The organism is Bradyrhizobium sp. WSM4873, from assembly GCF_055811355.1.
Window position 1 is genome coordinate 26,761 of the sequence record NZ_JBVVPS010000024.1, and the last position, 25,571, is coordinate 52,331.

Here is a 25,571-nt window from a genome sequence, read left to right on the forward strand (position 1 = left end):
GCTTGCATGACCCGCCCGCGCCGCAGCCATCTGTTCATGCCCGGCTCCAACCCCCGCGCGCTGGAAAAGGCGCGTAATCTCGCCGCCGACGGCCTGATCCTTGATCTGGAAGACTCCGTCGCGCCCGACGCCAAGGCGGTGGCGCGCGACGGCATTGCCGCCGCGATCGCGGCCAAAGGGTTCGGCAAGCGCGAGATCCTGATCCGGACCAACGGCCTCGACACGCCCTGGTGGGCCGACGACGTCGCGATGGCGGCGAAGGCCTCGCCGGACGGCATCCTGGTTCCAAAGGTTTCAAGCGTCGGGGACCTCGACACGATCGGCCGCCGTCTCGCCGAGCTCGGCGCAGCGCCGACCGTAAAAGTCTGGGCCATGATCGAGACGGCGCGCGCGGTGCTGCATGCCGAGGAACTCGCTGCCGCCGGACGCGATCCAGCGCGGCGCTTGTCAGGCTTCGTGTTCGGCCCCAACGACATCTCGCGCGAGACGCGCATCAAGATGCTGCCGGGCCGCGCGGCGATGATCCCGATGATGACCCATTGCATCCTGGCAACGCGCGCCCATGGCCTCGAAATTCTCGACGGCCCCTACAGCGACATCGCCAATTCCGATGGTTTCGCCACCGAATGCGCGCAAGGCCGCGATCTAGGTTTTGACGGCAAGACGTTGATTCACCCCTCGCAGATCGAAGCCTGCAACGCGATCTTCACCCCGCCCGAAGAGGACGTCGCGCGCGCGCGAAAGATCATCGCCGCGTTCGAATTGCCGGAGAACGTCTCGCGCGGCGCGATCCGTCTCGACGGCGCCATGGTGGAGCGGCTGCACGCCGACATGGCGCGTCGCACGATCGAGATCGCGGATGCGATTGCGGCGATGGGGAAGGGCTAGGCGCAGGCGGTTGCGCCCAAGCCGAACGAACATTGATGCGGTTATCCGGTCTGCTCGGGGAGCGGCGGTTCTCTGAACGACCACGATCCCGGCTTTTCCCGTTGCGGTGGTGAAAGACAATGCTACGCTCACGCTCGATATTGATCCGGGCGAGCATTTGATGCGCATTTTTTTCCTGGCAGTCCTTCTCGTTACGTCATTTTCATTCGCCACGCCGGCGCTTGCGCAGCAGGCTCGGGTTGCGCTCGTCATTGGAAACGGTGCCTATGAGAAGGTGCCCGAATTGCCGAACCCGACGCGCGATGCGGCAGACGTTGGTCGCGCGCTGGAGCGGCTTGATTTCAAAGTCACCCAGGTCAAGAACGCCACGGCGCAGGAGATGAGGAAAGCTGTCGTCGAGTTCGGCCGCTCTGCCGAGGGAGCAGACCTTGCGGTCGTTTTCTATGCCGGACACGGCATGGAGGTCAGCGGCGAGAACTGGCTGATTCCGGTCGGCGCAGAGCTGCGCAGCGATACCGACATCGAAAGCGAGGCCATCAGCCTGCGCTCGGTGAGCCTTCAGGTCTCGAAGGCACGAAAGTTGGGCCTTGTGATACTGGACGCATGCCGCAACAATCCTTTTGCCGCAAAGATGAGGCGCTCGCTGAGCACCCGGGCCGTGGCTCGCGGACTCGCTCCGACGGAGCCATCCGATAACGTTCTGATTGCGTACGCCGCGCGGGACGGTACGACGGCAAGTGACGGGGACGGCCGGAACAGCCCATTCACGGCATCGCTCCTTCGCCACATTGAAACGCCGGGGCTGGAGATATCGTTTCTGTTTCGTCGTGTTCGTGACGACGTGATGGCGGCCACCAGACGCGAGCAGCAGCCTTTCGTATACGGCTCTTTATCGAAGGAAGAGATTTACCTGAGAGCTCCTGTGGCGAGCGCTCAAACGCCAGTCGCGTCGGCTCCCGCGCCCGCAGATGCCGCGGAAGACGAGAAGTTTTGGCTGGCTATCCAGACCTCCACGGTGGCAGGCCTCTACGAGGAGTTTCTGGCCAGGTATCCCCGCAGCAGCCACGCCGCAGAAGCGCGCCAGCGGGTCAAGAATTTCAAGGCCAACGAACTTGCGGTGCTCTCATCTCCAGCTGCCCCTCCGAAACCGGACGCAAAAACCGTCGTCCGAAATCTATTTGCGCCCGAAGATAATCAGAAAGTGGCAGCCATCGCGGCCGCTCAGCAACTCAAACTGCCAAGCTTCGCTATCTCGCCTGATCAGAATGATCCACTCAATGCCAACTCCAGATTCGTCGGCGTGTGGTCCAACAAGCGTGGATGGACGAATGGCAAAGGGCGGTATGCCATGCTGATCGTTACGGAGGTCTCTGCCACCGGCTTAGCCAAGGGACACTACCTCTGGGGGCCGCCGACAAAGGCATCGTGGGTGAAGGATGAGGCGGGGTACCGATCGTTTGCCGAATACATTGTGAGCGACAAATTCTCCATCAGCGGAACACCCGTCACCGTCAGGATGGACAAGAACGTCCTTGCGCTGTCGTCCGTCAACAAGGAAAATCCAACTGAGAAGGCGAACATAGAGCTCCGCCCTGTCTGGAAGCTCGTGCCGGTGCCGGAGGATGTTGATCCTTCAAGCAAGCGCGAGAAAACCTCGCAGCCTCATGCTGCCAAAAAGGAAAGCGCGGCCGAACCGAGCCCGCCAGGCAATGTCAGTGGGACGAGCATGGAAGAGCGCTATCGTGCTTGCAGAAAACTCGTCAAAGGATTTGCCCGGCGCGAGGCTTGTGCCCGAACGGGCGTGATCTAGCCCCGGCGGGACATCCGGCCGCTAAACCAATCCCTTGATGAGGGCAATGCCTCAGCGATGTGCGTGATCCGCGCGATCGAGCGACTCCAGCGTCGAGGCATTTGCGCAGAAGCCGTGGTAGTTCTCCGCGGCGGTGCCGTCGGCCAGCTCGCGATCGCACCGGCCTTTGTGGCTGCAAAGCGCGCACACCCGCTCCATGTCGCGCAGCAGTAGGGGCTGCGCGCGGCCGAGCCCTTCGGCGCTGATGCCGAGCTGCTCCAGCATCTTCGGCAGCTCGTCGGCGGAGTGCTTGCCGTGGCGGACCAGCTCCTCCAGATCGTCAGGCGCGATCCGCAGATCTTGCGCGATCCGATCGAAATCGGCGCGGTCGAGCTGCCGGATCTCGTTCAGCTCGCGGCGATGCTTCAGCCAGCTTGCAAAGGACTCGATGAGGTCCTGGACAATGGGATAAGGCCTGGTGGCGGTGCTCATGCGAAGCTCCATTCGAACGGCGGAATTGGAGCGAGATTAGGCACAATGGTGCAGGTGCGCGTTGCGCTGGATCAAACAGCGATGATGGGACCGCGGCCTCCGGTGCACCTCTCCCGCTTGCGGGAGAGGTCGGCGCGTCCGGGCGATGCGAAGCATCGTCCCGCGCGCCGGGTGAGGGTTCTCTCCTCTAGGGGATTATCCCGTTGTGGAGACACCCTCTCCCCAGCCCTCTCCCGCAAGCGGGAGAGGGAGCGCACCTCTTGCGCGGCAGCTAGCCGAACCGCTCCGCCGCCCACGCATACAGGCTGCCCGGGATCGGTTTCTCACTACCCCTTCCCTTGGGCGAGATGTGCAGGCCGATGATCTCGCGGTCGGTGACGAGGCCAAGATAGCTCGAGGGATCGAAGAACAGTTTTGGCTCGGCATGCACGGCGTAGAACGATTGCTTCGGCAAGGCGCAGTGCAGCTCGCCGGTGCGGCGCGCGAGCGCGGTGAGTGCCGCCGGCCCGAAGATCGCGACGCGGATGTCGGAGAGGCGGTTCGAGCCGCCGCGCAGGCGGCGCATCGCAAACGTGACGCGATGGCGCAGCGACAGCCAGTTCGGCGTCAGCTCCTCCTGTTCCATCAGCTCTTCGAAGGCGGCAACGATGCCGTGTCCGGGCGGCAGGTAAATTACGGAGTTGCCGAGCTGGCGCGGACGCTCCCACGCGAAATAGGGCTTTGCGCGATCGATCTCGACGGGCCGGAGCAGCAGCACGTCGGCATCGAGCCAGAGGCCAAGGCCCTTCGCCATCAGCTTCATGCGGAAGAAGTCGCTGAACTGAAGCGTGGTCCAGTCGCGCCAGCTGCCGTCCGGCTGCGGCGGCCGCAATCGTTCCGAGAACGCATGCGGCAGGATCGCCTCGGCATCCGCGTTGCCGATGCCCGCGGGCAGGCCGGGAATGGTGTCAAAACTGTAGACCGTGACCTTGTGGCCAGCAGCCAGCTGCGAGCGCAGACAGGTCTGGCGCAGGGCGTCCATCGGGCCATGCCAGAAGGTGACGATGTCAGGCAGCATGGGCGCAAGCTATAGAGGACAACACTGGCAAAGAAAAAGCCCCGGCGCTGTCAGCACCGGGGCTCGAAACTCAGATCAATTTCAGGCCCAGGCGCGTTCGCGCTTGAGCTTGTCCTCATAGGTGTCGATCGAGGCCTTCTTCTCCATCGTCAGGCCGATGTCGTCGAGGCCGTTGATCAGGCAGTGCTTGCGGAACGGGTCGATCTCGAACTTGACCTTGCCGCCGTCGGGGCCGCGGATCTCCTGGTTCGGCAGGTCGATCGTCAGCGTCGCGTTGGCGCCGCGCTCGGCGTCGTCGAACAGCTTGTCGAGGTCTTCCTGGGCCACGCGGATCGGCAGGATGCCGTTCTTGAAGCAGTTGTTGTAGAAGATGTCGCCGAACGAGGTCGAGATCACGCAGCGGATGCCGAAGTCGAGCAGCGCCCAGGGCGCGTGCTCACGGCTCGAGCCGCAGCCGAAATTGTCGCCGGCGACCAGCACCTTCGCATTGCGATAGGCGGGCTGGTTGAGGACGAAATCGGGATTCTCGCTGCCGTCGTCCTTGTAGCGCTGCTCGGAGAAGAGCCCCTTGCCAAGGCCGGTGCGCTTGATGGTCTTGAGGTACTGCTTCGGAATGATCATGTCGGTGTCGACATTGATGATCTTCAGCGGCGCCGCGACGCCTTCCAGCGTGGTGAACTTGTCCATGGTTGCGCTTTCCCGGGTGGTCTAGGGAACCGGTATTTATCGCGATCGGGGCGGAAATCCTAGGCCGAATTCGACAGATCTCGTCTGCCTAACCGGGCTCTTGAGCTTCGATCGCCGCCATATCGTCGTCCGACAGGCCGAAATGATGGCCGATCTCGTGGATCAGGACGTGGCGGATGATATGGCCGAGGCTTTCGTCGTGCTCGGCCCAGTAATCCAGGATCGGCCGGCGGTAGAGCCAGACCATGTTGGGCAGCCGCGCCACGTCGGCAAAACTCTGCTGCGGCAGGCCGACGCCCTGGAACAGGCCGAGCAGGTCGAACTCGCTCTCGCATGCCATCTCGTCCAGGACCTCCTCGGTCGGGAAGTCGTCGACGCGGATGATCACGCCCTCGCACAGCCTACGAAACTCCGCCGGCAGGCGTTCGAACACTTCGTGCGCCATCGCTTCCATTTCGGCCAGCGAAGGCGCTTTCAATTCCGTCCACATGGGCCTCTCATAGCGTGGGTTTCGCCGCGATGCATCCGGCTTTATAAGCGCGGCGAGGTTGACGGGCGCCATCAAAACGGGGAGCGTAGGCCTCGAAGTGGACGTTTAAATGGGCGGAAAAATGCGAGCGAAAACAGCGCTGACGCTACTGTGCATGGGGTTGTTTTCGCAGTTTTGCGTTGGCGCGGAGGCCCAGACCGCGGCTTCCGGGATCAGGCTCGCCCAGGCGGCCTCCCGAGACGATCTGCCGCCGCCGCGCAAGCGGCCCCCGGCGCGCCTGCGCGTCACGCCCTATTACAGTCCGGATGGCGTCTATCCTCGCTACAATCCCGGTCCCGATGCGGTCCGCGAGTGCAACGCCACCTATGTGCAGGAATATCGCCCGAGCGGCACGGTGATCGTGCCGCATATGAGCTGCTACTGGCGCCGGGGCTGATACGAGCGCGATGCCGTCGCGCGCCTGAGGCGGAGGTCGTCATGACGAGATGGTTCGCATTGGCGGTTGCCGTCGGGCTTGCCGCAGGCCTGCCTCACGCGTCCGCTGCGCACAGGGTGACGAAGCTGCCCGATGCGTCGGCCGGGCGCGCGGTGTTCGACGGGCGCCGACATGTGCGGTCCGACGTCGCGCGATACGCCCCGCGTCCCGATCCGCATTACTACGCGCGGCCGGTCTTCTACCGCCCTTATCCCTACGGCGTGCCGGCACCGTTCGTGCTCGGCTTCGGGCCGTGGTGGTGACGTCGCGGTGCGGCGCACGTCGTTCATTCATGAGGCATTCACGTCGCTGTCCCTAATTTAATCTTGGGAGCGACCGCCAATGAACAGGGATGACGCGAGCCGGGAGCGAGCGTCGCAACTCCGCTGTCCAGATTCAGGGAGAAGTCCATGCTGAGAATATTGGGTCTCAGGGCAAGCCCGATGCGCTTGCTCGGGATTGCGGCCGCCGCGACGCTGATGCTGTCGGCCGGAACGACGCGTCGTGCTGAAGCGATGACTCCAATCAATCCGACCGCGTTGCCTGCGGCGAAGGCCGCAAGTGACGACATGATCCAGGTTCGCCACGGCGGCGGTGGGCATGGTGGCGGCGGCTTCCATGGCGGCGGCGGTTTCCACGGTGGAGGCGGCTTCCACGGTGGCGGAGGACATATCGGTGGCTTCCGCGGCGGTGGTTTCCACGCGGGTGGCTTCCGCGCCGCGCCGGCCTTTCATGGCGGCGGCTATCGCTACGGCGGAATTCACCACTATGGTGGAGGCGGATTCCATCGCTACGGCGTCTATCGCCCGCACTACGGCTATCGTCATTTCCACCGGCGCTATTACGGCGGCTACTATCCCTATTATCACCATCCGCGCCGCTGCCGGGTCATCTGGACCTATTACGGCCCGCGCCGCGTCTGCCGCTGGCATCGCTGGCACCATCCGTACCGCTATTGGTAATGTGAGTTGTGTCGTCATGCCCGGGCTTGTCCCGGGCATCCACGATCTTTCTGTGCAAGTCTAAGAACGTGGATAGCCGGGACGAGCCCGGCCATGACGGAGAACGTCGGTTAAACCCAATCCTTCAGTTTCCACGTCGCCGACGTCCATCGCGTCAGGTTCTCGACCTTCCACTGCTTGAACATCGCCGGCGGCCAGCGGCTGAGCTTCGAGGTCTCCTCGGCCTCGGGCTTGGCGACCATGCGCAGCGGTGCCGCGCGCCGCCGATGCTGGGGCGTCGCCGCGCTGATCAGATCGACATATTCAGGCTTGCTGGCCATGAGCTCGTGTCCTCGCGAAACCCTCGCGAGGACGCAGTGTCGGCGCTGCGGATTAACGGCGGTTTGCCGCAATCGCTCAAATTAAAGCGAGCGGCTTACCGCCACTCCCTGATGTCGACGAAGTGACCCGCGATCGCCGCGGCCGCCGCCATCGCCGGCGACACCAGATGCGTGCGGCCCTTGAAGCCCTGGCGGCCCTCGAAGTTGCGGTTCGACGTCGAGGCGCAGCGCTCTTCGGGAGCCAGCTTGTCGGGGTTCATCGCGAGGCACATCGAGCAACCGGGCTCGCGCCATTCGAAGCCGGCCTTGATGAAGATCTTGTCCAGACCTTCAGCCTCGGCCTGCTCCTTCACGAGGCCGGAGCCCGGCACGACCATGGCGTTGACGCCGCCTGCGACCTGCTTGCCTTCCGCGATCTTGGCGGCGGCGCGCAGATCCTCGATCCGGCCGTTGGTGCAGGAGCCGATGAAGATGCGGTCGAGCTTGATGTCGGTGATCTTCGTCCCCGCGGTCAGGCCCATATATTTCAGCGCGCGGTGCTTCGACAGGCGCTTGGCCTCGTCCGCGATCTTGTCGGGATCCGGCACGCTGCCGGTGACCGAGATCACGTCTTCAGGGCTCGTGCCCCAGGTCACGATCGGCGGCAGCTTCGCTGCATCGAGCCGCAGCTCGTGGTCGAAATGCGCGCCCTCGTCCGAGCGCAACTTCTCCCAGTAGCGCATCGCCGCGTCCCAATCCGCGCCCTTCGGTGCCTTCGGACGGCCGCGCAGAAAGTCGAACGCCTTCTGGTCCGGCGCGACCAGGCCGGCGCGCGCGCCGCCTTCGATCGACATGTTGCAGACCGTCATGCGGCCTTCCATGCTGAGCGCGCGGATCGCGTCGCCGGCGTATTCGAGCACGTAGCCGGTGCCGCCCGCGGTGCCGATCTCGCCGATGATCGCGAGGATGATGTCCTTGCCCGTCACGCCGTCAGGCAATTTGCCGTCGACGGTGACGCGCATGTTCTTCGCCTTCTTCTGGATCAGCGTCTGCGTCGCCAGCACATGCTCGACTTCCGACGTGCCGATGCCGTGCGCGAGCGCGCCGAACGCACCATGCGTCGAGGTGTGGCTGTCACCGCAGACGATGGTGGTGCCGGGCAGCGTGAACCCCTGCTCGGGGCCGATGACGTGGACGACGCCCTGACGCTTGTCGAACTCGTCATAATATTCGATGCCGAATTCCCTGGCGTTGTCGGCCAGCGCCTTGATCTGCTCGATACTTTCAGGGTCCGGGTTCGGCTTGGTGCGGTCGGTGGTCGGCACGTTGTGATCGACGACGGCCAGCGTCTTCTCGGGTGCGTGGACCTTGCGCCCGGTGGCGCGCAGGCCTTCGAACGCCTGCGGTGAAGTGACCTCGTGCACGAGATGGCGATCGATATAGAGCAGGCAGGTGCCGTCCTCGGCTTCGTGCACCAGATGGTCGTTCCAGATCTTGTCGTACAATGTGGTCGGCTTGGACATGAGCGTCAGCTCCAGGAATGTTGTGTCGAGCGGGTTGCGCGGCTGGCGCGCGGGGCAACAAAATCGTCAGCGCAGCTTTTAGGCTGCGCGCGTAAGCTCTGACGTTGCCGAGGTCGCGAAGCGTCCGAAGAACCGGCCGGGCAGCCGCGAGCGATCGTCGATCACGACGCGCTTGACGGGCGAGAGGCTGGTCAAATCTGGAAACATTCCAAGAATATATAGCAGGCCGAACCGGAATCGCGAGGGCTTTGACGCGCACGGCTGACGCAACAAAAAAGCGCGGGGTTTAGCCCCGCGCTCTCGATAACTCGCCTGTAAGCGGAGCTTACTCGTTGACGGCAGCAGCCGGGCGGTCCTGCTTCTTCTCGACGATGCGGGCCGACTTGCCGCGAAGGTTGCGGAGATAATAGAGCTTGGCGCGACGCACCTTGCCGCGGCGCACCACCTTGATCGAGTCGATCATCGGCGACATCACCGGGAACACGCGCTCCACGCCTTCGCCGTACGAAATCTTGCGCACCGTGAAGCTCTCGTTGAGACCGCCGCCGGAACGGCCGATGCAAACGCCTTCATAGGCCTGCACGCGGGTGCGGTCGCCTTCGACGACCTTCACGTTGACGATCACGGTATCGCCGGGGCCGAACTCCGGGATCTCCTTGCTGGCGGAGAGCTTGTCGAATTGCTCTTTTTCGAGCTGTTGGATCAGGTTCATGGGTAAATCTCCATCGGCGCGCCCAGCCTTGGAAAACGGGGGCTGCGCGAAATTCGTTTATCCAGCCATTGCGGATGTGGCCGCTGCTATAAGGCAAGCCGGAGCGTTTGTCACCCGTCTGTCTTGTTTTTTGGTGTTTTTTGGCGTCCGGCCCGATTCGGGACTTTGCTCGGGATCTCGGCCCACAAATCCGGTCGCCGGGCCGCCGTCAGGGCCTCGGATTCCGCCCGCCGCCAGCTGGCGACCTTGGCATGGTCACCGGAGGTCAGGACATCAGGGATCGGTGCCCCCTCGAACAGCTGCGGGCGGGTGTACTGGGGGTATTCGAGCAAGCCGTCCGAAAAGCTTTCCTCGGTTCCCGAGGCTTCCTTGCCCATCACGCCCGGTAGCAGCCGGACGCAGGCGTCAATCAGGGCCAGGGCTGCGATTTCACCGCCGGAGAGCACGTAATCGCCGATCGAGACCTCCTCCAGGCCTCGCCCGTCGATCACGCGCTGGTCCACCCCCTCGAACCGCCCGCAGACGATCAGGGGACCCGGGCCCTTGGCCAGTTCCAGGACACGGGCCTGGGTCAATGGCCGACCCCTCGGGCTCATCAGCAGTTTCGGCCGGTCCGGGCCGATCGCGGCGGCATCGATGGCGGCCGCCAGAACATCGGCCCGAAGCACCATGCCCGGTCCACCGCCGGCCGGGGTGTCATCGACACTGCGATGGCGGTCGGTGGCCGAGGCCCGGATGTCCCGCGCCTCCAGTTCCCAGAGCCCGCCAGCGAGCGCCCGGCCAGCCAGGCTCACGCCGAGCGGCCCCGGAAACATCTCCGGAAACAGCGTCAGCACCGTCGCGCGCCAGGGTGAGGAGGTGGTCATCGGATCTCAGTTATTGTCGTCCCGGACAAGCGGAGCGCAGATCCGGGACCCATAACCACCGCACTTCGTTTTGCGACGGCTGGAGCGATCAGCTTAGCCAAAAATTCTGGCCTGTGGTTATGGGTCCCGGCCCCCCGTGCGCAAGTTGCGCACTAGGCCGGGACGACTCGGGGAGGAATCCTCCTCCGTGTCCTCTGCCTCGATCTCCTGCGGCAGCGCGATCACGACGCGGCCGCCGGCGATGTCGACCTCCGGCACCACCGCGTCCGTGAACGGCAGCAGCATCGTGGTGCCTGTGGGCGGTGCGATCTCGATGATGTCGCCGGCGCCGAAATTGTGGATCGCGAGCACGCGGCCGAGCGCATCGCCCGCCGTGGTCACGGCGGCGAGCCCGATCAGATCGGTGTGATAATATTCGCCCTCGTCCGTCGCGGGCAGCTTTTCGCGCGCGACGTAGAGCTCGATGCCGTTGAGCCGCTCGGCCTCATCGCGGGTCGTGACGCCCTTGAACGTCGCGACCAGATGATCCTTGGCCGTGCGCGCCGTTGCGACCTCGAACTGGCGCTTGCCGTCCTTGGACGAGAGCAGACCGTAGCTGCGCACGGCAAACGGATCTTCCGTGAAGGTCCACAGTTTGACCGCGCCGCGCACGCCATGCGCGGCGCCGATCCGCGCGACGCAGACCAGCGCCGGCATGATCTCGCCTTAACCCTTCGCGGCGGCTTCGGCCTGCGCCTTGCGCTCCTTGCGCGGCACGGCCTTCTCGGGGTTGTTGCGCACTTCGCGCTTCTTGACGCCGGCGGCGTCGAGGAAGCGCGACACACGGTCCGACGGCTGCGCGCCCTTGGCGAGCCAGGCCTTCACCTTGTCCATGTCGAGCTTCAGCCGGGTCTCGTTGTCCTTCGGCAGCAGCGGGTTGAAATAGCCGAGACGCTCGATGAAGCGACCGTCGCGGGGGAAGCGCGAATCGGCGACGACGACGTGATAGACGGGGCGCTTCTTGGTGCCGGCACGGGCGAGACGGATAACGACGGACATCTAAGTTCTCCTTCAAAGTACGTTTTGTTCGGTTGATTGGTATTCCGCGTTGCACGAGACCGTTGCGATCTCCCGCGACGAATTCCTCATTTCTTCTTGCCGGGGAAACCGCCGAGGCCCGGCAGCATCGGCTTGCCGCTCAGTCCGGTCAGGCCCGGAACGTTCGGCAGACCCTGGCGCAGCCCGGGAGGCAAATCCTTCGGCAGGCTGGGCAGACCCTGTCCGCCGCCACCCTGCATCTTCTCCTGCAGCGCCTTCATCTCTTCCGGCGAAGGCGGCTTCATGCCACCGCCAAAACCCATGGCCTGCGCGATGCCGGCGAGCGGACCGCGCTTGCCGGAGCCCATGGCCTTCATCATGTCGGCCATGTTCCGGTGCATCTTGAGCAGCTTGTTGACCTGCTCGACGCTCTGGCCGGAACCTGCGGCGATGCGCTTCTTGCGGCTGGCCTTGAGCAGATCGGGATGACGGCGCTCGTCGCGCGTCATGGAATCGATCACCGCGACCTGGCGCTTCAAGATCTTGTCGTCGATGCCGGCGGCCGCGATCTGGTTCTTCATCTTGGCGATGCCGGGCATCATGCCCATCAGGCCGCTGATGCCGCCCATATTGGCCATCTGCGACAGCTGCTCGCGCATGTCGTTGAGGTCGAACTGACCCTTGCGCATCCGCTCTGCGGTGCGCGCGGCCTTTTCGGCATCGATGTTGGCGGCAGCGCGTTCGACCAGCGAGACGACGTCGCCCATGCCGAGGATGCGGCCGGCGATACGGTCGGGGTGGAAGTCCTCCAGCGCGTCGGTCTTTTCACCGGTGCCGAGCAGCTTGATCGGCTTGCCGGTGACCGCGCGCATCGACAGCGCGGCGCCGCCGCGGCCGTCGCCGTCGACTCGTGTCAGCACGATGCCGGTGAGGCCGACGCGCTCGTCGAAGGCGCGGGCGAGGTTGACGGCGTCCTGGCCGGTGAGGCTGTCTGCCACCAGCAGCACTTCATGCGGATTGGCAGCGGCTTTGATGGCTGCCGCTTCCGCCATCATCTCTTCGTCGAGCGTGGTGCGGCCGGCGGTATCGAGCAGCACGACGTCGTAGCCGCCGAGCTTGCCGGCCTCGAGCGCGCGCTTTGCGATCTGCGCCGGCTGCTGGCCGGCAACGATCGGCAGCGTCGGAATGTCGAGGTCGCGGCCCAGTACGGCCAGCTGCTCCATCGCCGCGGGACGGTAGATGTCGAGCGAGGCCATCAGCACCTTGCGCTTGTCGCGCTGGACCATGCGACGGGCGAGCTTTGCGGTGGTGGTGGTCTTGCCGGAGCCTTGCAGGCCGACCATCATGATCGGCACCGGCGGCACGGAATTGATGTCGATCGTCTGGCTTTCGGCGCCGAGCGTGTTGATCAGTTCGTCATGGACGATCTTGACCACCATCTGGCCGGGTGTCACCGATTTGACAACGGTGGCGCCGATCGCCTGCTCGCGGACGCGTTCGGTGAAGCTGCGCACCACTTCGAGGGCGACGTCGGCTTCCAGCAGCGCACGGCGCACCTCGCGCATGGCGGCGTCGACGTCCTTTTCGGTCAGCGCACCGCGCCCCGTCAGACGATCGAGAATGCCGCCAAGCCGTTCCGACAGATTGTCGAACAATGCCGTTGTCCCTTTTCCACCTCCCCCGCAAGCGCGGGGAAGGGAGCAGAAAATCCAAACACCTTCACGCCCGAGGGCGCACAGCGCTGTCGGGCGTTGGCCTCTGGCCTCTGGGACCAGTCGGCGGGTCGAAAAGAAAGCCTTTCCGAGAAAGTGGCCGGGTTAAACGCCGCGGCCGCCCGAAAGTCAAGGAAAGTTAGGGTGGCCGGGGCGGCTTTGGAAGGCAAAGCCTTGAAAAGATGAACTTTCTTGCGGCGGGTTCCTTTTCCGCAGACCCCGCCCATATAGCGGTGATGTCTTGCCCCTCCGACCATCCCTGAACCCAGATCCGTGCCGATCACCCGCCGCCGCCTTTTCGGACTGCTCGCCGGTGCCGGCGCATTGGTCGGCGTGCCCTCCCTTTGGATGTCTCGCATGAAAACCTACGACGGCCCGGCCTCCGACCATTTCGACGGACTGACCTTCTTCGATCCGGACGGCGCGCCGCCGAAATCGCTTCGTGAGGTCCTGCGCTGGCAATTCGGCGGCAAGCGGCAGCGCGCGACCTGGCCGGATTGGGCGCCGAGCCCCCACGCCGACACCCCGCCGGACCGCGTCGACGGCGATAAGGTGCGGCTCTCTTTCGTCGGCCACGCCAGCTGGCTCATCCAGACCGGCGGCCTCAACATTCTCGTCGATCCCGTCTGGTCGACGCGGGTCTCGCCCGTCAGCTTCGCCGGGCCGAAGCGGCACAACGATCCCGGCATTGCGTTCGATCATTTGCCGAAGATCGATGTCGTGCTGGTCTCGCACGGCCATTACGACCATCTCGACATCGCGACGCTGTCGCGGCTCGCCAAGAACTTTGCCCCGCGTGTGGTGACCCCGCTCGGCAATGACGTCACGATGCGCAGCACCGATGCGACGATCAAGGTGGACGCGTTCGACTGGCATGATCGCGTCGAACTCGGTGGCGGCATCGCCGTGACGCTGGTGCCGACCCGGCACTGGTCGGCGCGCGGGATGTTCGATCGCAATAAGGCGCTGTGGGCGAGTTTCGTGCTGGAGACGCCGGCGGGGAAAATCTACGTCGTCTGCGATTCCGGCTATGGCGATGGCGGGCATTTCCGCCGCGTCGCCGAGAAGCACGGCCCGTTACGCTTGGCGATCCTCCCGATCGGCGCCTACGAGCCGCGCTGGTTCATGCGCGATCAGCACATGAACCCGGAAGACGCGGTGAAGGCGCTCGCGGATTGCGACGCGCAAGCCGCACTCGGGCATCACCACGGCACGTTCCAGCTGACCGATGAAGCAATCGATGCGCCGGCGAAGGCGCTGGTCGAGGCACTCGACGCCGCGAAGGTTCCGCAGGAAAGATTTGTGGCGATGAAGCCCGGGCAGGTGGTGGAGATCTGACTCGCCCGTGCGATTTATCTCCGCTGTCGTCCCGGACAAGCGGAGCGCAGATCCGGGACCCATAGCCACAGGGAGAAGTTTGGCGAAGATTCGGAGTTACCTTTGTCGCGTCACAACCACTCCCTGTGGTTATGGGTCCCGGCCTGCGCCGGGACGACACCGTTGTTGTGGCCGGCAGTTGTGCCTCTTAGGGCCTACGGCCCCGTCTTGATCGCCCAGCTCACATTCACCGTCACCGCCAGCGTTTCCTCGCCCGGCGCGACCGCGGCCTGCGGTGCGGCCATCGGAGCTGCGGCCATGCGTCCCTTGAACAGCGGCATCGGGGCGCCGCCTTCGGACACGCTGAGCGGCGCGCCGAGCGTGACGCCGGTGGCTTTGGCGTAGATCTCCGCTTTGCGGCGAGCGTCTGCGACAGCCTTCTCGCGGGCATCGTCGAGCAATTTCGAGGCCTGCGTCACCTCGAAGGAGATGTTGCCGATATCGTTGGCGCCGGCGCCGACCAGCGTGTCGATGATGGCGGCGACCTTGGTCACGTCGCGGATCTTCACGGTGACGCGGTTGGAGGCGCGGAAGCCGACCACGGGCGAGGCGCCGGTGGATTTGTTCTGACCGTATTGCGGCTGCAGCGACAGCCGCGAGGTCTGGTAATCCTTCTCGTCAATGCCTGCGCCCTTCAGCGCCAGCAGCACCTTGCCCATCGCGGCGTTGTTGGCGTCGGACGCTTCCTTCGCAGACTTGGCGTCGTTGGCGACGCCGGCGTCGATCTGCGCCAGATCAGGCGCGGCGGAGATCGTGGCTTCGCCGCTCACCGAAATCGCGGACGGAAAATCGTCGGCAAGCGCAGGCGTTGCCAGCAGCACGGCGGCAAAGCACGTAACAAGGGAGGTCAAAAGGATGGCAGGCTTTTTCATCGGTCTCACTTCAGCGGCACGAATACATTGATCACGAGCTTGTCCTCGGCCGTCTTCAGGGGATCGGTGAGGTACTCCTCGATGAAGGTGTCCTTGGCTTCCAGCTTCTTGTCGTCGAGATGATTGGTGATCGCCTCGTAGGTGTTGTCCATGTTGTCGTAGGAACCGCGATGGACGAATTTCAGGGCCTTGCCCTCCGGCGATTTGCCGATGCTCATGTCCTTGGGCAGGTTCTTCGGGTCCTGCTCGACCGGGATCTCGGCAAGGAAGGTGAAGCCGGTGTCGTCGGTCGAGGTGTAGACGATCATCGAATTGCCGGCGTGCTTGATGCCCTGCTTGTCCAGCAGCGTGTTCAGTGCCTTGAAGGCGTCGATCAGCGTGTCGAAGGCCGAGTCCCAATTGGCAGTGCCCTTGACCATCACGACCTTCCTGGACTCGAGCGTGGTCTCCTGGCCGAAGGGATCGGCCGTCTGCACGGGAGCCGGCGTCGCGGCGGCAGCCGGGGGCGGAGTGGCCGGGCTGGGTGAGGCACTGGCGGCGGGCGAGGGGGCAGGGGACGTTGCAGGGCTTGGCGAGGCGCTGCCCGCCGGCGAGGGCGTGGCCACGGGTGCAGCGCTCGCGGCCGGGGCGGGCGAAGCTGACGGGGCCGGCGAGGGGCTCGCCGATGCGGCCGGCGCCGGGCTAGGCGTTTGGGCCAGCGTGGCGGACAGACCAAACGACAAGGCCGCTGCCGGGATCAGCGCGGCTAAAGCGAGACGACGAAACCTGAACATTTTTATTCTCCCCAATAGCTTATCCGCCAAGGCCTTGCGTCCCCGAGGCCTTAACCCGGCCGCATGTCCCGGATCGCGCGAATTTCGCCGTTCTAACACGCGAGCGCCGAATTCGTCCCATGACAGATGCGTCATGGCAGCGTCCTGGCTCTTGTCGGCAAATCACTGGCCAAGCCGCCAAGGATCGCCATATAAGGCAGGCGAAATTCGGGAATTTTCATGAGCGCGCTGGCCAACCACGCATTTGCCAAGATGAACGGCATCGGCAACGAGATCGTCGTTGTCGACATGCGCGATTCCACCTCAAAGATCACCCCCGACGATGCCCGCGCAGTGGCATCGGCCCGAGGCGGCGTGCCCTACGACCAGCTTATGGTGCTCCAGAAGCCGCGCTTCGACGGCACCGAAGCTTTCATCAGCATCTACAACTGTGACGGCTCCGAGGCCGGCGCCTGCGGCAACGGCATGCGCTGCGTGGTGCGCCGCGTCTTCGAGAAGACCGGCCAGACCAATGCAACGTTCGAGACGGCCGCGGGCCTGCTCAACGCCTGGCAGGGTCCGGCGCCGGATCTTTATACGGTGGACATGGGCGCGCCGAAGTTCGGCTGGCAGGACATTCCGCTCGACCAGGAATTCCGCGACACCCGCTACATCGAATTGCAGATCGGCCCGATCGACAATCCGATCCTGCATTCGCCGTCGGTGGTCAGCATGGGCAATCCGCATGCGATTTTCTGGGTCGATGACGTCAACGCCTACGATCTCGAGCGTTTCGGTCCGCTGCTGGAAAACCACCCGATCTTCCCCGAGCGCGCCAACATCACGCTCGCCCATATCGTCGATTCCCAGCACATCACGATCCGCACCTGGGAGCGCGGCGCCGGCTTGACCAGGGCCTGCGGCTCGGCCGCTTGTGCCACGGCGGTTGCGGCGGCGCGGCTGAAGCGCGCCGAGCGCAATGTCGAGATCACGCTGCCCGGCGGCAAGCTCGGGATCGAATGGCGCGAGCGCGACGATCACGTGCTGATGACGGGCACGGCGACCTTCGAATATGAAGGCAATTTCGATCCCGCGCTGTTCGCGCCGGTCGGGTGATGAGCGTCGACATCGTCACCTTCGGCTGCCGCCTCAACGCCTTCGAGGCCGAGGTGATCCGCCGCGAGGCCGAGGGCGCGGGACTCGCTGATACCATCGTCATCAACAGCTGCGCCGTGACCAACGAGGCGGTGGCGCAGGCGCGGCAGTCGATCCGCAAGCTGAAGCGCGAGCGGCCGGGTTCGCGCATCGTCGTCACCGGTTGCGCGGCGCAGACGCAAAGCGGCATGTTTGCCGAGATGGCCGAGGTCGACCGCGTCGTCGGCAATGACGACAAGATGCGATCGTCCGCATGGCGCGCGGCGCGGGCGGCGTTCGATCTCGGTGCGAGCGAAAAAATCGCCGTCAGCGACATCATGGCGGTGAAGGCGATGGCGCCGCATCTCGTCGACGGATTTGCGCGGGGCCTGCCGCGCGTGTTCGTGCAGGTGCAGAACGGCTGCGACCATCGCTGCACCTTCTGCATCATTCCGTTCGGCCGCGGCAATTCGCGCTCGGTGCCGATGGGCGCCGTGGTCGATCAGGTGCGGGCATTGGCCGAGCGCGGCCATGCCGAGATCGTCTTGACCGGGGTCGATCTCACCAGTTACGGCACTGACCTGCCGGGCGCGCCGAAACTCGGCATGCTGACGAAGCAGATCTTGCGGCATGTGCCGGAGCTGAGGCGCCTGCGCATCTCCTCGATCGATTCGATCGAGGCGGACAGCGACCTGTTGGATGCCATCGCCGGCGATGCGCGGCTGATGCCGCATCTGCACCTGTCGCTGCAGTCCGGCGACGACATGATCTTGAAGCGCATGAAGCGGCGGCATACGCGCGGCGACGCCATCGCGTTCTGCGACCAGGTCCGCCGCCTGCGCCCGGATATCGCGCTGGGTGCCGACATCATTGCGGGCTTTCCGACCGAGACCGAGGAGATGTTCTCGCGCTCGATCGACCTGGTCGAGGAATGCGGCCTGGCCTTCCTCCACGTTTTCCCCTATTCGCCGCGTCCCGGCACGCCAGCCGCGCGAATGCCGCAGGTGGCGGGCGGCGCAATCAAGCAGCGTGCGAAACGGCTACGTGCGACGGGCGAAGCGGCATTGCGCCAGCGGCTGCAAGCCGAGATCGGCGCCACGCGTGAGGTGCTGATCGAGAGCGACGGGCAGGGACGGACGGAGCACTATCTGCCGGTGGCGATTGCGGGCGAGCGTGTGGGGAGTGTGGTGTCGCTGCGGATCGCGGGCAATGATGGCGAGCGCCTCACCACATAACCGGTGTCGTGGGGGGGGGGGGGGGGGGGGGGCCCCGCGGCGCGGGGGGGGGGGGGGGGGGGAAGAAAGGGGGGGGGGGGGGGGGGGGGGGCGGCGCCGGGGGGGGGGGGGGGGGGGGTTGGGGGGTGGGGCGGGGTCGGGGGGCATTTTTGGGGGCGCCCCAAACCAAAAACCGGGGGGGGCGGCCGGGCTTCCCGGGCCGACCCAGTACGCCGCGACTTCTCCGTATCCCACTAACGTCTCTGGAATACTGGATCACCCGCTTTCGCGGGTGATGACACCGAAGCGTGTGGTGCGCAGCAAGCGCCTACAACGCCCGTACCTGCCAGAACCGCAGCGTCCGCCGCGCATTCTCCGGGGTCATGCGCGCGTAATGGCTTTGAGCCCTTGCGATATCGGGCGGCTTCATCGCGCCGCTCGCAAACCGGCTCTGAAGCACGGCCGCGGTTGTTTCCCAGCTGAGTTGCGCCGCCTTGCACGGCACCAGCAGGCCGTCCTCGCGCAGGCTTTGCATCAGCGGGCGAATCACTTCCACGGTCGATCCCGCCAATGCGGCCAATGCGGCCACCGCTTCTTCGTAGCGCCGTTGCGTGGCGAAGCCGAGCAGCGTCGCTTCGCTGAGCTGGCCGGCCGCCTTGAGGCCTGCGACGGCGCGCTTGGCACCTTCGAAATCGCGGACGCCCGACATCTCGCGCTCGACACCGGCGGTGACGGCGGCGATCGCGGTCTGGATCTCCTCGAACAGATGCGGCAGCGCGCGCGACAACAGGCGGGTCCGCACGGCATCGCTCGCCGAGCGCAGCAATTGACGACGCAGGTCCGACGGCAGATCGACGCGGACGCCAACGCTGACAGCGAGCTCGGGGTCGGCCTCGGCCTGTCCGACGATGACGGCAAATCCGTTTCCGGACACGCGCGCGCCGGGATTGGCGGCGAGCCGGCGGCTGACGCTGGGATAGCGTCGCGCCAGCAGCGCATCGGTGACGATCTCCTTCAGCCACCAGCGTCCGGCGACTGCGAGCAGATGCGGTTCGCCCTTGGATGATGCGATCTGCACCAGCGCGCCGTCGTCGAGGCGCGCGGATTCCTGCAGCACGGGACCGGCGATGCGGATTTCGTCATTGTTGGCGAGGCGGCGAATGACCGATGGCGGCGCCTGCGCGATCGGGGCGAGCTGCGCGCTGATCTCGGCGAGCGCAACGCGTGCGCCCATGTCGGCGATGGCGCGGAGCTCGATGGTGCCGATCAGGCGATCGAGCACGTCGTCGAACAGCGCGATCTGCTCGTCGTCGAAACTGCCGGCGGAGGACAGGAACAGGTCGGTGACGCGGCGGGCTGTTGCCAGGCCCTTTTCCGCGGAGCCAGTCCGAAGCGCGGACTCGACCTCGTCGATGATCGATAACTCGGCCGTGGACATGACGCGCAGCTCGTCCTGAGCAGATTGACGGAAGCTTGTTCTAAGCAACCGTTATCATTAGCGACGAGCACTGAACGTTTCGTAAACTATAGGGAGAGCTGGTGGCTTCGAGCGGCATCTCGCTTTCGCCGCGGAGGTACTGCGCTCCCTCCCCCCGCTTGCGGGAGAGGTGAACGACAGTGCCACTATTCTCCGTTCCACCCGCAGGCGCGGAGCCGCTCGTGCATGTGGGGAGGGGCCGGCGCCACCACGCGGACCGGCTCCTTGTTCCGGGAGATCGGCACCACGATCTCGCGGGAATGCAGGTGCAGCTTCGGCTCGCCGAAGCGCGGGCCGTTGCCGTAAATGTTATCGCCGAAGATCGGCCAGCCGGTCGCCGACGAATGCACCCGCAATTGATGAGTCCGCCCGGTCACCGGTTCCATGGCGAGCCAGGTCAGGCCGTCGCCCCGGCCCATCACCTTCCAGTTGGTGATGGCCTTTTGGCCCTCGGGATCGGGCTTCTGCCACCAGCCGCGTTCGGCGTTCAGCCGCCCGAGGGGCATGTCGATGGTGCCTTCGTCCTCAGTGGGGCCGCCCTCGACGATGGTCCAGTAGGTCTTGCCGATCTTGCCATGCTTGAACAGCAGGCCGAGCGACGCCGTCGCCTTGCGATGGCGGCCGAGCACGAGGCAACCCGAGGTGTCCTTGTCCAGCCGGTGGGCCAGCACCGGCGGCCGCGGCAGGCCGAAACGAAGCGCGTCGAAGGAGGTTTCCAGATTGGCCCCGCCCTTGGGTCCGCGATGCACCGGCAGGCCGGCCGGCTTGTCGATGACCAGCATCAATCCGTCGCGATGGAGCACGCGCGCCAGGATTTCGTCAGCGGTCAATTCGGGAACATCGAGCAATTGCAGCACTTTCGGTCAAGACTTTCGTTTGCGAGCCGGAACGGCTAACACACCGCCACCATGAACGATACCACCCCCGAGACCCCCAAGCTGAGCTGGTGGCGCCGCCTGTCCGACGGGCTGAAGCGCACCTCGTCCTCGCTCGGGACCGCGGTCGCCGACCTCGTCACCAAGCGGAAGCTCGACCGCGCCATGCTCGATGACATCGAGGACGTGCTGCTGCGCGCCGACCTCGGCACCTCGGTCGCGGTGCGGATCGCGGATGCCGTCGGCACCGGCCGCTACGACAAGGCGATCTCGGCGGACGAGGTCAAGGACGTCGTCGCGACCGAGGTCGAGAAGGTGCTGGCGGCGGTGGCCAAGCCGCTCGAGATCGACGCCGGCAAGAAGCCGTTCGTCATCCTCGTGGTCGGCGTCAACGGCTCCGGCAAGACCACCACCATCGGGAAACTCTCGCAGAAATTCGCGTCCGAAGGCCGCAAGGTGATGCTGGCCGCCGGCGACACGTTTCGCGCAGCGGCGATCGAGCAGCTCAAGGTCTGGGGCGAACGCACCAGGACGCCCGTCATATCAGGTGCGCAAGGCTCGGATTCAGCTAGCCTCGCCTTCAACGCGCTGACGGCGGCGAAGGAGCAGGGCGTCGACGTGCTCCTGATCGACACCGCCGGGCGGCTTCAGAACAAGGCCGAGCTGATGAACGAGCTCGAAAAGGTCGTGCGCGTCATCCGCAAGGTGGACGCGACTGCGCCGCATGCGGTGCTGCTTGTGCTGGACGCCACTGTCGGCCAGAACGCGCTATCGCAGGTCGAGGCCTTCCATCGCACCGCCGGGGTCACCGGTCTCGTGATGACGAAGCTCGACGGCACCGCCCGCGGCGGCATTCTGGTGGCGCTCGCGGAGAAATTCAAACTGCCGGTGCATTTCATCGGCGTCGGCGAAGGCGTGGACGATCTCGCGCCGTTCACCGCGCGCGATTTCGCCCGCGCGATAGCCGGAATCGAAAGCTGAAGAATGGACAAGACCCAGCCGCATCCGCTGTTCAAGCTTGCGACCGAGCTCGGCCCGTTGCTCGTGTTCTTCTTCGTCAATGCGAAGTTCAACCTGTTCGCCGCGACCGGCGCCTTCATGGTCGCGATCGTCGCGGCGATGATCGCCTCCTATGTTGTGACGCGCCACATCCCGATCATGGCGATCGTGACAGGCGTCATCGTGCTGGTGTTCGGCACGCTGACCCTGGTGCTGCACGACGAGACCTTCATCAAGCTCAAGCCGACCATCATCTACGCTTTGTTCGCCGCGATCCTCGGCGGCGGCCTGTTGTTCGGCCGCTCCTTCATCGCCGTGATGTTCGACCAGATGTTCAATCTGACGCCGCAGGGCTGGCGCATCCTGACGCTGCGCTGGGCGCTGTTCTTCGCCGGCATGGCGGTGTTGAACGAGATCGTCTGGCGTACCCAGAGCACCGACTTCTGGGTCAACTTCAAGGTGTTCGGCGTCACGCCGATCACCATGATCTTCGCCATCGCCCAGATGCCGCTGACCAAGCGTTATCACCTCGAGCCGGCGTCGCTGGAAGCGAGCGAGGCCGAGGCGGGCGATGTGCGGAAGGGGTAGGAAGTGGTTGGAGTCATTCCGGGTTCGATGCTGTCGCATCGTCCCGGAATGACGGTGGCTATTTCAACGCCTTCTCCATCTGCGGCAACAACACCGTCCGCAGATTGTCCGGCGTGATCGGCCCGACCAGCTTGTAGACGATGGTGCCTTCGCGACCGACGACGAAAGTCTCGGGCACGCCATAGACGCCCCATTCGATCGAGGCGCGGCCGTTGGCATCGACGCCGACGTGGCCGAACGGGTTGCCGTAGCGCCCGAGGAAGCGCCGCGCATTGTCGGCGGCATCCTTGTAGTTGATGCCGACGAGCTGGAAGCGCTTGTCTTTTGCCAGTTCGGTCAGGAGCGGCGCCTCGTCGTGGCACGGCACGCACCAGGACGCCCAGACATTGACGAGGCTGACCTTGCCCTTGAATGCAGCGGGATCGAGGCCGGGGATCTGCGCGTTGTCGGCCTGCAATCCCTCGAGCGGCGGCAGCGTGGTTTGCGGCGCGGGGCGTCCGATCAGCGCGGAAGGGATCCGCGAGGGATCGCCGCTGCCAAGCCGGAACCAGAACAGCAACGCCAGGCCGATGAAGGCGATCAGCGGCAGCACCATCAGGAAGGTGCGGCGCTGCGGCGGAGCGGACGTCGATTGCTCGCTCATGATCGATCTCTCATGCTTGATCTCTCATGGCCGATCCGTCGCGCTGCGGCCGGAGCGGCGGGTCACGCCGCTGCGCTCGAGCTCGCGCAGGCGCTGTGTCTGGCTACGATAATCGAGCACGATCCAGCCGATCAGGATCACGACCACGAGGGCGGCCGCGGCATAGGACGTCACGATGAAGGGCGCGTAGGGACCGAGCGACATGATCATGCCGCCCCGACTTCTTTTGACGCGCTGCCCTCGCGCGAGCCGGTGCCGACTTCCGAAAACGCCACACGGCTCGCCTGCATCATCTGCAGAGACCGCACGCGCCGACGCAAAATTTCGTTGCGCATCGCAGCCAGATGCAGCGTGACGAACAGCAGGGTGAACGCGACCGCCATCACCAGCAGCGGAATCAAGAACGATTTGTCAAGCGACGAGCCGCCCATCCTCATCACCGAGGCCGGCTGGTGCAGCGTGTTCCACCAGTCGACCGAGAATTTGATGATGGGCAGGTTGATCGCGCCGACCAGGGTCAGCACGGCGGCGGCGCGCGCCGCGCGGGAGGGATCGTCGACCGCGCGCCACAGCGCCATCAGGCCGAGATACATCAGGAACAGGATCAGCACCGAGGTCAGCCGCGCGTCCCACTCCCAATAGGTGCCCCACATCGGCCGGCCCCACAGCGAGCCCGTCAGCAGCGCGAGGAAGGTGAAGCTGGCGCCGATCGGGGCGGCCGCTTTGGCGGCGACGTCGGCGAGCGGATGCCGCCACACCAGCGTGCCCAGCGAGGCGATGCTCATCACGCCCCACACGAACATCGACAGCCAGGCATTGGGCACGTGGATGAACATGATCTTCACCGTCGCGCCCTGCTGATAGTCGTCGGGCGCGGTGGCGGACTGATAGAGCCCGATCGCGAGCAGGATGATTGTCGCAGCCGCAAGCCACGGCAACAGCCGCGCCGTCAGCGCGAGGAACCGTGTGGGGTTGGCGAGGTCGATCAGCGTCATGGTATCCTGATAATCACCGGTAAGCGCTCACGCAATCAGCACGAAAGTCCGCAGCGAAAGTTGATCGGGGTCAAGGTCAGCCCAGTCCCTCTCAATCCAGTCCATGCTTCAGGCTCGCCGCAGCCGCGAAGGGGCCGATCACGAGGCTGACCAGCGACAGCGCGCACAGGATCGAGAACGGCGCGCCGAACGTCATGGGTCCGACGATCACCGCCTGCGAGGCCGCGACGCCGAAGATCAGCACCGGGATGGACAGCGGCAGCACCAGGACGGCCATCAGCAAGCCGCCACGATGCAGCGTCACCGCCAGCGCCGCGCCGATCATGCCGGTAAACGTCAATGCCGGGGTGCCGGCGAGCAGCGTCAGCGCCACCGCGCCGGTCGCGACCATGTCGAGGTTGAGCAGCAGGCCGAGCACGGGGGTTGCGACGATCAGCGGCAGGCCCGCCGCGAGCCAATGCGCCAGCGCCTTCGCCGCGCAGGCGAGTTCCAGCGGAGTCCGGCTCATCGTGATCAGGTCGAGCGAGCCGTCCTCGTGGTCGGCCATGAACAGCCGGTCCAGGGTGAGCAGGCTCGCCAGCAACGCCCCCAGCCACAGGATCGCCGGCCCGAGCCGCGACAGCAGCGCCAGATCCGGCCCCACCGCAAACGGCATCAGCACCACCACGGTCAGAAAGAACAGCACGCCAATCAATGCCCCGCCGCCAACACGGAGCGCGATCCTGATGTCCCGGCGAATCAGGGCGGACAGGGCGGTCATGGGGTGACTCTTTCCTCGGCGAGACGGCCGTAAGAGCCCGGCTCGTGCCCAGGGCAAACTGCGCTCCCTCCCCCCTTGTGGGGGAGGGCGGGGGAGAGGGGTAGCCGCGGGAGAGATGGTTGTTGGGTCCGTGGCGCCAGCAACAGAGCGCCCGCCTGCCGACCGCTAGAACCGAGAGAGTGCGCCGCGTGGCACCCCCCTCCCTGACCCTCCCCCACAAGGGGGGAGGGAACGGAGAGGGCGGAGCCAAGCCGCTTGGAAAACTGAGGGTCAACGGGAATCATGCCATCCCCCCGATCCGCAGCTCCCGCGAATCGATCCCGAGTGGGGCGTGGGTGGCGGCGATGATCAGGCCGCCGCGGCTGAGGTGCTCGCGCATCAATCCGGAGAACATGTCCTGTCCCGCGACATCCAGCGCCGTGGTCGGCTCATCCAATAGCCAGACCGGTCGGCGGACTGTCAGCAGGCGGGCCAGCGAGAGCCGGCGGCGCTGGCCGGCGGACAGGAAGGCGGCGGGCAGATCGGCGGCATGGTCGAGCCCGACGATGGCGAGGCTCTCGCCGGCGTCGAAACGCTCTCCGCCGAGGAAATCGGCCCAGAATGTCAGATTCTCGGCCACGCTCAGGGCCGGCTTCAGGGCGTCGCGATGGCCGAGATAGTGGCACTGCTCCGGCAATGTCAGCTCGGCGTCGCCTCCGGCCAGCGCGATCGTGCCGCCCGCCGGAATGAGCAGGCCTGCGATCAGCCGCAGCAGCGAGGTCTTGCCCGATCCGTTGCGGCCGACGACCGCCACGGCTTCGCCGGAGCCGGCCCCGAAATCGAGCCCGGAAAACACCTCGCGGCCGCCCCGCACGCATGTGACCCCATGTCCGGAAAGCTGCATCTCGCCTCGTACCAACCCGCTCAACGTCAGGCC

At 65.4% G+C, this 25,571-nt stretch carries 30 protein-coding genes; 10 read left to right on the top strand and 20 right to left on the bottom strand.

Features of this window, described 5'->3' with window-relative positions; all coding sequences use genetic code 11:
* Positions 1-6: 6 nt before the first annotated feature.
* Positions 7-888: an HpcH/HpaI aldolase/citrate lyase family protein gene (locus AC0L21_RS26835; RefSeq protein ID WP_473264735.1), complete on the top strand. Its 882-nt coding sequence runs from the start codon at positions 7-9 to the stop codon at positions 886-888.
* A gap of 109 nt (positions 889-997) precedes the next feature.
* Positions 998-2,698, top strand: coding sequence for a caspase family protein (locus AC0L21_RS26840; protein WP_473264736.1), 1,701 nt, complete (start codon positions 998-1,000; stop codon positions 2,696-2,698).
* A gap of 51 nt (positions 2,699-2,749) precedes the next feature.
* Here AC0L21_RS26840 and AC0L21_RS26845 read toward each other — a convergent pair whose 3' ends face one another.
* The 4 genes from AC0L21_RS26845 to AC0L21_RS26860 form a co-directional block, all read right to left on the bottom strand.
* Positions 2,750-3,169 (bottom strand): hypothetical protein, encoded by a 420-nt coding sequence (locus tag AC0L21_RS26845; RefSeq protein WP_473264737.1) that lies wholly within the window; start codon positions 3,167-3,169, stop codon positions 2,750-2,752.
* A gap of 271 nt (positions 3,170-3,440) precedes the next feature.
* On the bottom strand, positions 3,441-4,226 hold the full coding sequence (locus tag AC0L21_RS26850) for a glycosyltransferase family 32 protein (RefSeq protein ID WP_473264738.1): 786 nt from the start codon (positions 4,224-4,226) through the stop codon (positions 3,441-3,443).
* Between the two features lie 81 nt (positions 4,227-4,307).
* Positions 4,308-4,913, bottom strand: coding sequence for a 3-isopropylmalate dehydratase small subunit (leuD, locus tag AC0L21_RS26855; RefSeq protein ID WP_018459795.1), 606 nt, complete (start codon positions 4,911-4,913; stop codon positions 4,308-4,310).
* An 88-nt stretch (positions 4,914-5,001) separates the two neighbouring features.
* Positions 5,002-5,403, bottom strand: coding sequence for a metallopeptidase family protein (locus AC0L21_RS26860; protein ID WP_473264739.1), 402 nt, complete (start codon positions 5,401-5,403; stop codon positions 5,002-5,004).
* 154 nt (positions 5,404-5,557) lie between these two features.
* Between AC0L21_RS26860 and AC0L21_RS26865 the strand changes: the two genes are divergently transcribed.
* The 3 genes from AC0L21_RS26865 (at position 5,558) to AC0L21_RS26875 (ending at position 6,840) form a co-directional block, all read left to right on the top strand.
* Positions 5,558-5,839: a hypothetical protein gene (locus AC0L21_RS26865; RefSeq protein ID WP_473264803.1), complete on the top strand. Its 282-nt coding sequence runs from the start codon at positions 5,558-5,560 to the stop codon at positions 5,837-5,839.
* Positions 5,840-5,880: 41 nt separating this feature from the next.
* Positions 5,881-6,141, top strand: a complete 261-nt coding sequence (locus AC0L21_RS26870; RefSeq protein ID WP_473264740.1) for a hypothetical protein — start codon at positions 5,881-5,883, stop codon at positions 6,139-6,141.
* A gap of 147 nt (positions 6,142-6,288) precedes the next feature.
* The gene (locus tag AC0L21_RS26875; RefSeq protein WP_473264741.1) at positions 6,289-6,840 is read left to right on the top strand and encodes a hypothetical protein; all 552 of its coding nucleotides are present in this window, start codon (positions 6,289-6,291) and stop codon (positions 6,838-6,840) included.
* Positions 6,841-6,950: 110 nt separating this feature from the next.
* On the opposite strand, the gene AC0L21_RS26880 is transcribed toward AC0L21_RS26875, so the two are convergent.
* From AC0L21_RS26880 to ffh, 7 genes are all read right to left on the bottom strand, one after another.
* The gene (locus AC0L21_RS26880) at positions 6,951-7,160 is read right to left on the bottom strand and encodes a hypothetical protein (protein ID WP_473264742.1); all 210 of its coding nucleotides are present in this window, start codon (positions 7,158-7,160) and stop codon (positions 6,951-6,953) included.
* 95 nt (positions 7,161-7,255) lie between these two features.
* The gene (gene leuC / locus AC0L21_RS26885; protein ID WP_473264743.1) at positions 7,256-8,662 is read right to left on the bottom strand and encodes a 3-isopropylmalate dehydratase large subunit; all 1,407 of its coding nucleotides are present in this window, start codon (positions 8,660-8,662) and stop codon (positions 7,256-7,258) included.
* A 325-nt stretch (positions 8,663-8,987) separates the two neighbouring features.
* Positions 8,988-9,374 carry a 50S ribosomal protein L19 gene (rplS, locus tag AC0L21_RS26890; protein WP_007604265.1) on the bottom strand — a complete coding sequence of 129 codons (387 nt, stop codon included), beginning with the start codon at positions 9,372-9,374 and terminating at the stop codon, positions 8,988-8,990.
* A gap of 110 nt (positions 9,375-9,484) precedes the next feature.
* A complete protein-coding gene (gene trmD, locus AC0L21_RS26895) occupies positions 9,485-10,240 on the bottom strand; it encodes a tRNA (guanosine(37)-N1)-methyltransferase TrmD (protein ID WP_473264744.1) in 756 nt (251 codons plus the stop codon).
* Between the two features lie 117 nt (positions 10,241-10,357).
* On the bottom strand, positions 10,358-10,936 hold the full coding sequence (gene rimM, locus AC0L21_RS26900) for a ribosome maturation factor RimM (protein ID WP_473264745.1): 579 nt from the start codon (positions 10,934-10,936) through the stop codon (positions 10,358-10,360).
* A 9-nt stretch (positions 10,937-10,945) separates the two neighbouring features.
* Positions 10,946-11,278, bottom strand: coding sequence for a 30S ribosomal protein S16 (gene rpsP / locus AC0L21_RS26905; RefSeq protein ID WP_007598827.1), 333 nt, complete (start codon positions 11,276-11,278; stop codon positions 10,946-10,948).
* Positions 11,279-11,364: 86 nt separating this feature from the next.
* Entirely contained in the window at positions 11,365-12,912 is a 1,548-nt protein-coding gene (gene ffh / locus AC0L21_RS26910) for a signal recognition particle protein (protein WP_027514978.1), read from the bottom strand.
* Between the two features lie 330 nt (positions 12,913-13,242).
* Between ffh and AC0L21_RS26915 the strand changes: the two genes are divergently transcribed.
* Positions 13,243-14,307 carry an MBL fold metallo-hydrolase gene (locus tag AC0L21_RS26915; protein ID WP_473264746.1) on the top strand — a complete coding sequence of 355 codons (1,065 nt, stop codon included), beginning with the start codon at positions 13,243-13,245 and terminating at the stop codon, positions 14,305-14,307.
* Between the two features lie 194 nt (positions 14,308-14,501).
* Here AC0L21_RS26915 and AC0L21_RS26920 read toward each other — a convergent pair whose 3' ends face one another.
* On the bottom strand, positions 14,502-15,218 hold the full coding sequence (locus AC0L21_RS26920; protein WP_473264747.1) for an SIMPL domain-containing protein: 717 nt from the start codon (positions 15,216-15,218) through the stop codon (positions 14,502-14,504).
* A gap of 5 nt (positions 15,219-15,223) precedes the next feature.
* Positions 15,224-15,991 carry a GyrI-like domain-containing protein gene (locus tag AC0L21_RS26925; protein WP_473264748.1) on the bottom strand — a complete coding sequence of 256 codons (768 nt, stop codon included), beginning with the start codon at positions 15,989-15,991 and terminating at the stop codon, positions 15,224-15,226.
* Positions 15,992-16,210: 219 nt separating this feature from the next.
* Here AC0L21_RS26925 and dapF point away from each other — a divergent pair, with 219 nt between their 5' ends.
* The gene (dapF, locus tag AC0L21_RS26930) at positions 16,211-17,086 is read left to right on the top strand and encodes a diaminopimelate epimerase (protein ID WP_473264749.1); all 876 of its coding nucleotides are present in this window, start codon (positions 16,211-16,213) and stop codon (positions 17,084-17,086) included.
* A complete protein-coding gene (mtaB, locus tag AC0L21_RS26935; RefSeq protein WP_473264750.1) occupies positions 17,086-18,339 on the top strand; it encodes a tRNA (N(6)-L-threonylcarbamoyladenosine(37)-C(2))-methylthiotransferase MtaB in 1,254 nt (417 codons plus the stop codon). The genes dapF and mtaB overlap by 1 nt, the downstream gene beginning before the upstream one ends.
* A gap of 307 nt (positions 18,340-18,646) precedes the next feature.
* Here mtaB and AC0L21_RS26940 read toward each other — a convergent pair whose 3' ends face one another.
* Positions 18,647-19,756, bottom strand: coding sequence for a DUF2336 domain-containing protein (locus AC0L21_RS26940; protein WP_473264751.1), 1,110 nt, complete (start codon positions 19,754-19,756; stop codon positions 18,647-18,649).
* A gap of 185 nt (positions 19,757-19,941) precedes the next feature.
* Positions 19,942-20,643, bottom strand: a complete 702-nt coding sequence (locus AC0L21_RS26945) for an RluA family pseudouridine synthase (RefSeq protein ID WP_473264752.1) — start codon at positions 20,641-20,643, stop codon at positions 19,942-19,944.
* 60 nt (positions 20,644-20,703) lie between these two features.
* On the opposite strand from AC0L21_RS26945, the gene ftsY reads away from it, so the two are divergent.
* Together ftsY and AC0L21_RS26955 are read left to right on the top strand one after the other, a co-directional pair.
* Positions 20,704-21,651 carry a signal recognition particle-docking protein FtsY gene (gene ftsY / locus AC0L21_RS26950; RefSeq protein WP_473264753.1) on the top strand — a complete coding sequence of 316 codons (948 nt, stop codon included), beginning with the start codon at positions 20,704-20,706 and terminating at the stop codon, positions 21,649-21,651.
* A gap of 3 nt (positions 21,652-21,654) precedes the next feature.
* Positions 21,655-22,257, top strand: coding sequence for a septation protein A (locus tag AC0L21_RS26955; protein WP_007598838.1), 603 nt, complete (start codon positions 21,655-21,657; stop codon positions 22,255-22,257).
* A 58-nt stretch (positions 22,258-22,315) separates the two neighbouring features.
* Here AC0L21_RS26955 and AC0L21_RS26960 read toward each other — a convergent pair whose 3' ends face one another.
* The 5 genes from AC0L21_RS26960 to ccmA all read right to left on the bottom strand — a co-directional run bounded on the left by AC0L21_RS26960 (position 22,316) and on the right by ccmA (position 25,538).
* A complete protein-coding gene (locus AC0L21_RS26960) occupies positions 22,316-22,900 on the bottom strand; it encodes a DsbE family thiol:disulfide interchange protein (RefSeq protein ID WP_473264754.1) in 585 nt (194 codons plus the stop codon).
* Positions 22,901-22,924: 24 nt separating this feature from the next.
* Positions 22,925-23,110 carry a heme exporter protein CcmD gene (gene ccmD, locus AC0L21_RS26965; RefSeq protein ID WP_007598841.1) on the bottom strand — a complete coding sequence of 62 codons (186 nt, stop codon included), beginning with the start codon at positions 23,108-23,110 and terminating at the stop codon, positions 22,925-22,927.
* Positions 23,107-23,895: a heme ABC transporter permease gene (locus AC0L21_RS26970; RefSeq protein ID WP_473264755.1), complete on the bottom strand. Its 789-nt coding sequence runs from the start codon at positions 23,893-23,895 to the stop codon at positions 23,107-23,109. The genes ccmD and AC0L21_RS26970 overlap by 4 nt, the downstream gene beginning before the upstream one ends.
* A 91-nt stretch (positions 23,896-23,986) precedes the next feature.
* The gene (ccmB, locus tag AC0L21_RS26975; RefSeq protein WP_007598845.1) at positions 23,987-24,655 is read right to left on the bottom strand and encodes a heme exporter protein CcmB; all 669 of its coding nucleotides are present in this window, start codon (positions 24,653-24,655) and stop codon (positions 23,987-23,989) included.
* A gap of 280 nt (positions 24,656-24,935) precedes the next feature.
* Positions 24,936-25,538 (bottom strand): heme ABC exporter ATP-binding protein CcmA, encoded by a 603-nt coding sequence (gene ccmA / locus AC0L21_RS26980; protein WP_473264756.1) that lies wholly within the window; start codon positions 25,536-25,538, stop codon positions 24,936-24,938.
* Positions 25,539-25,571 lie beyond the last annotated feature (33 nt).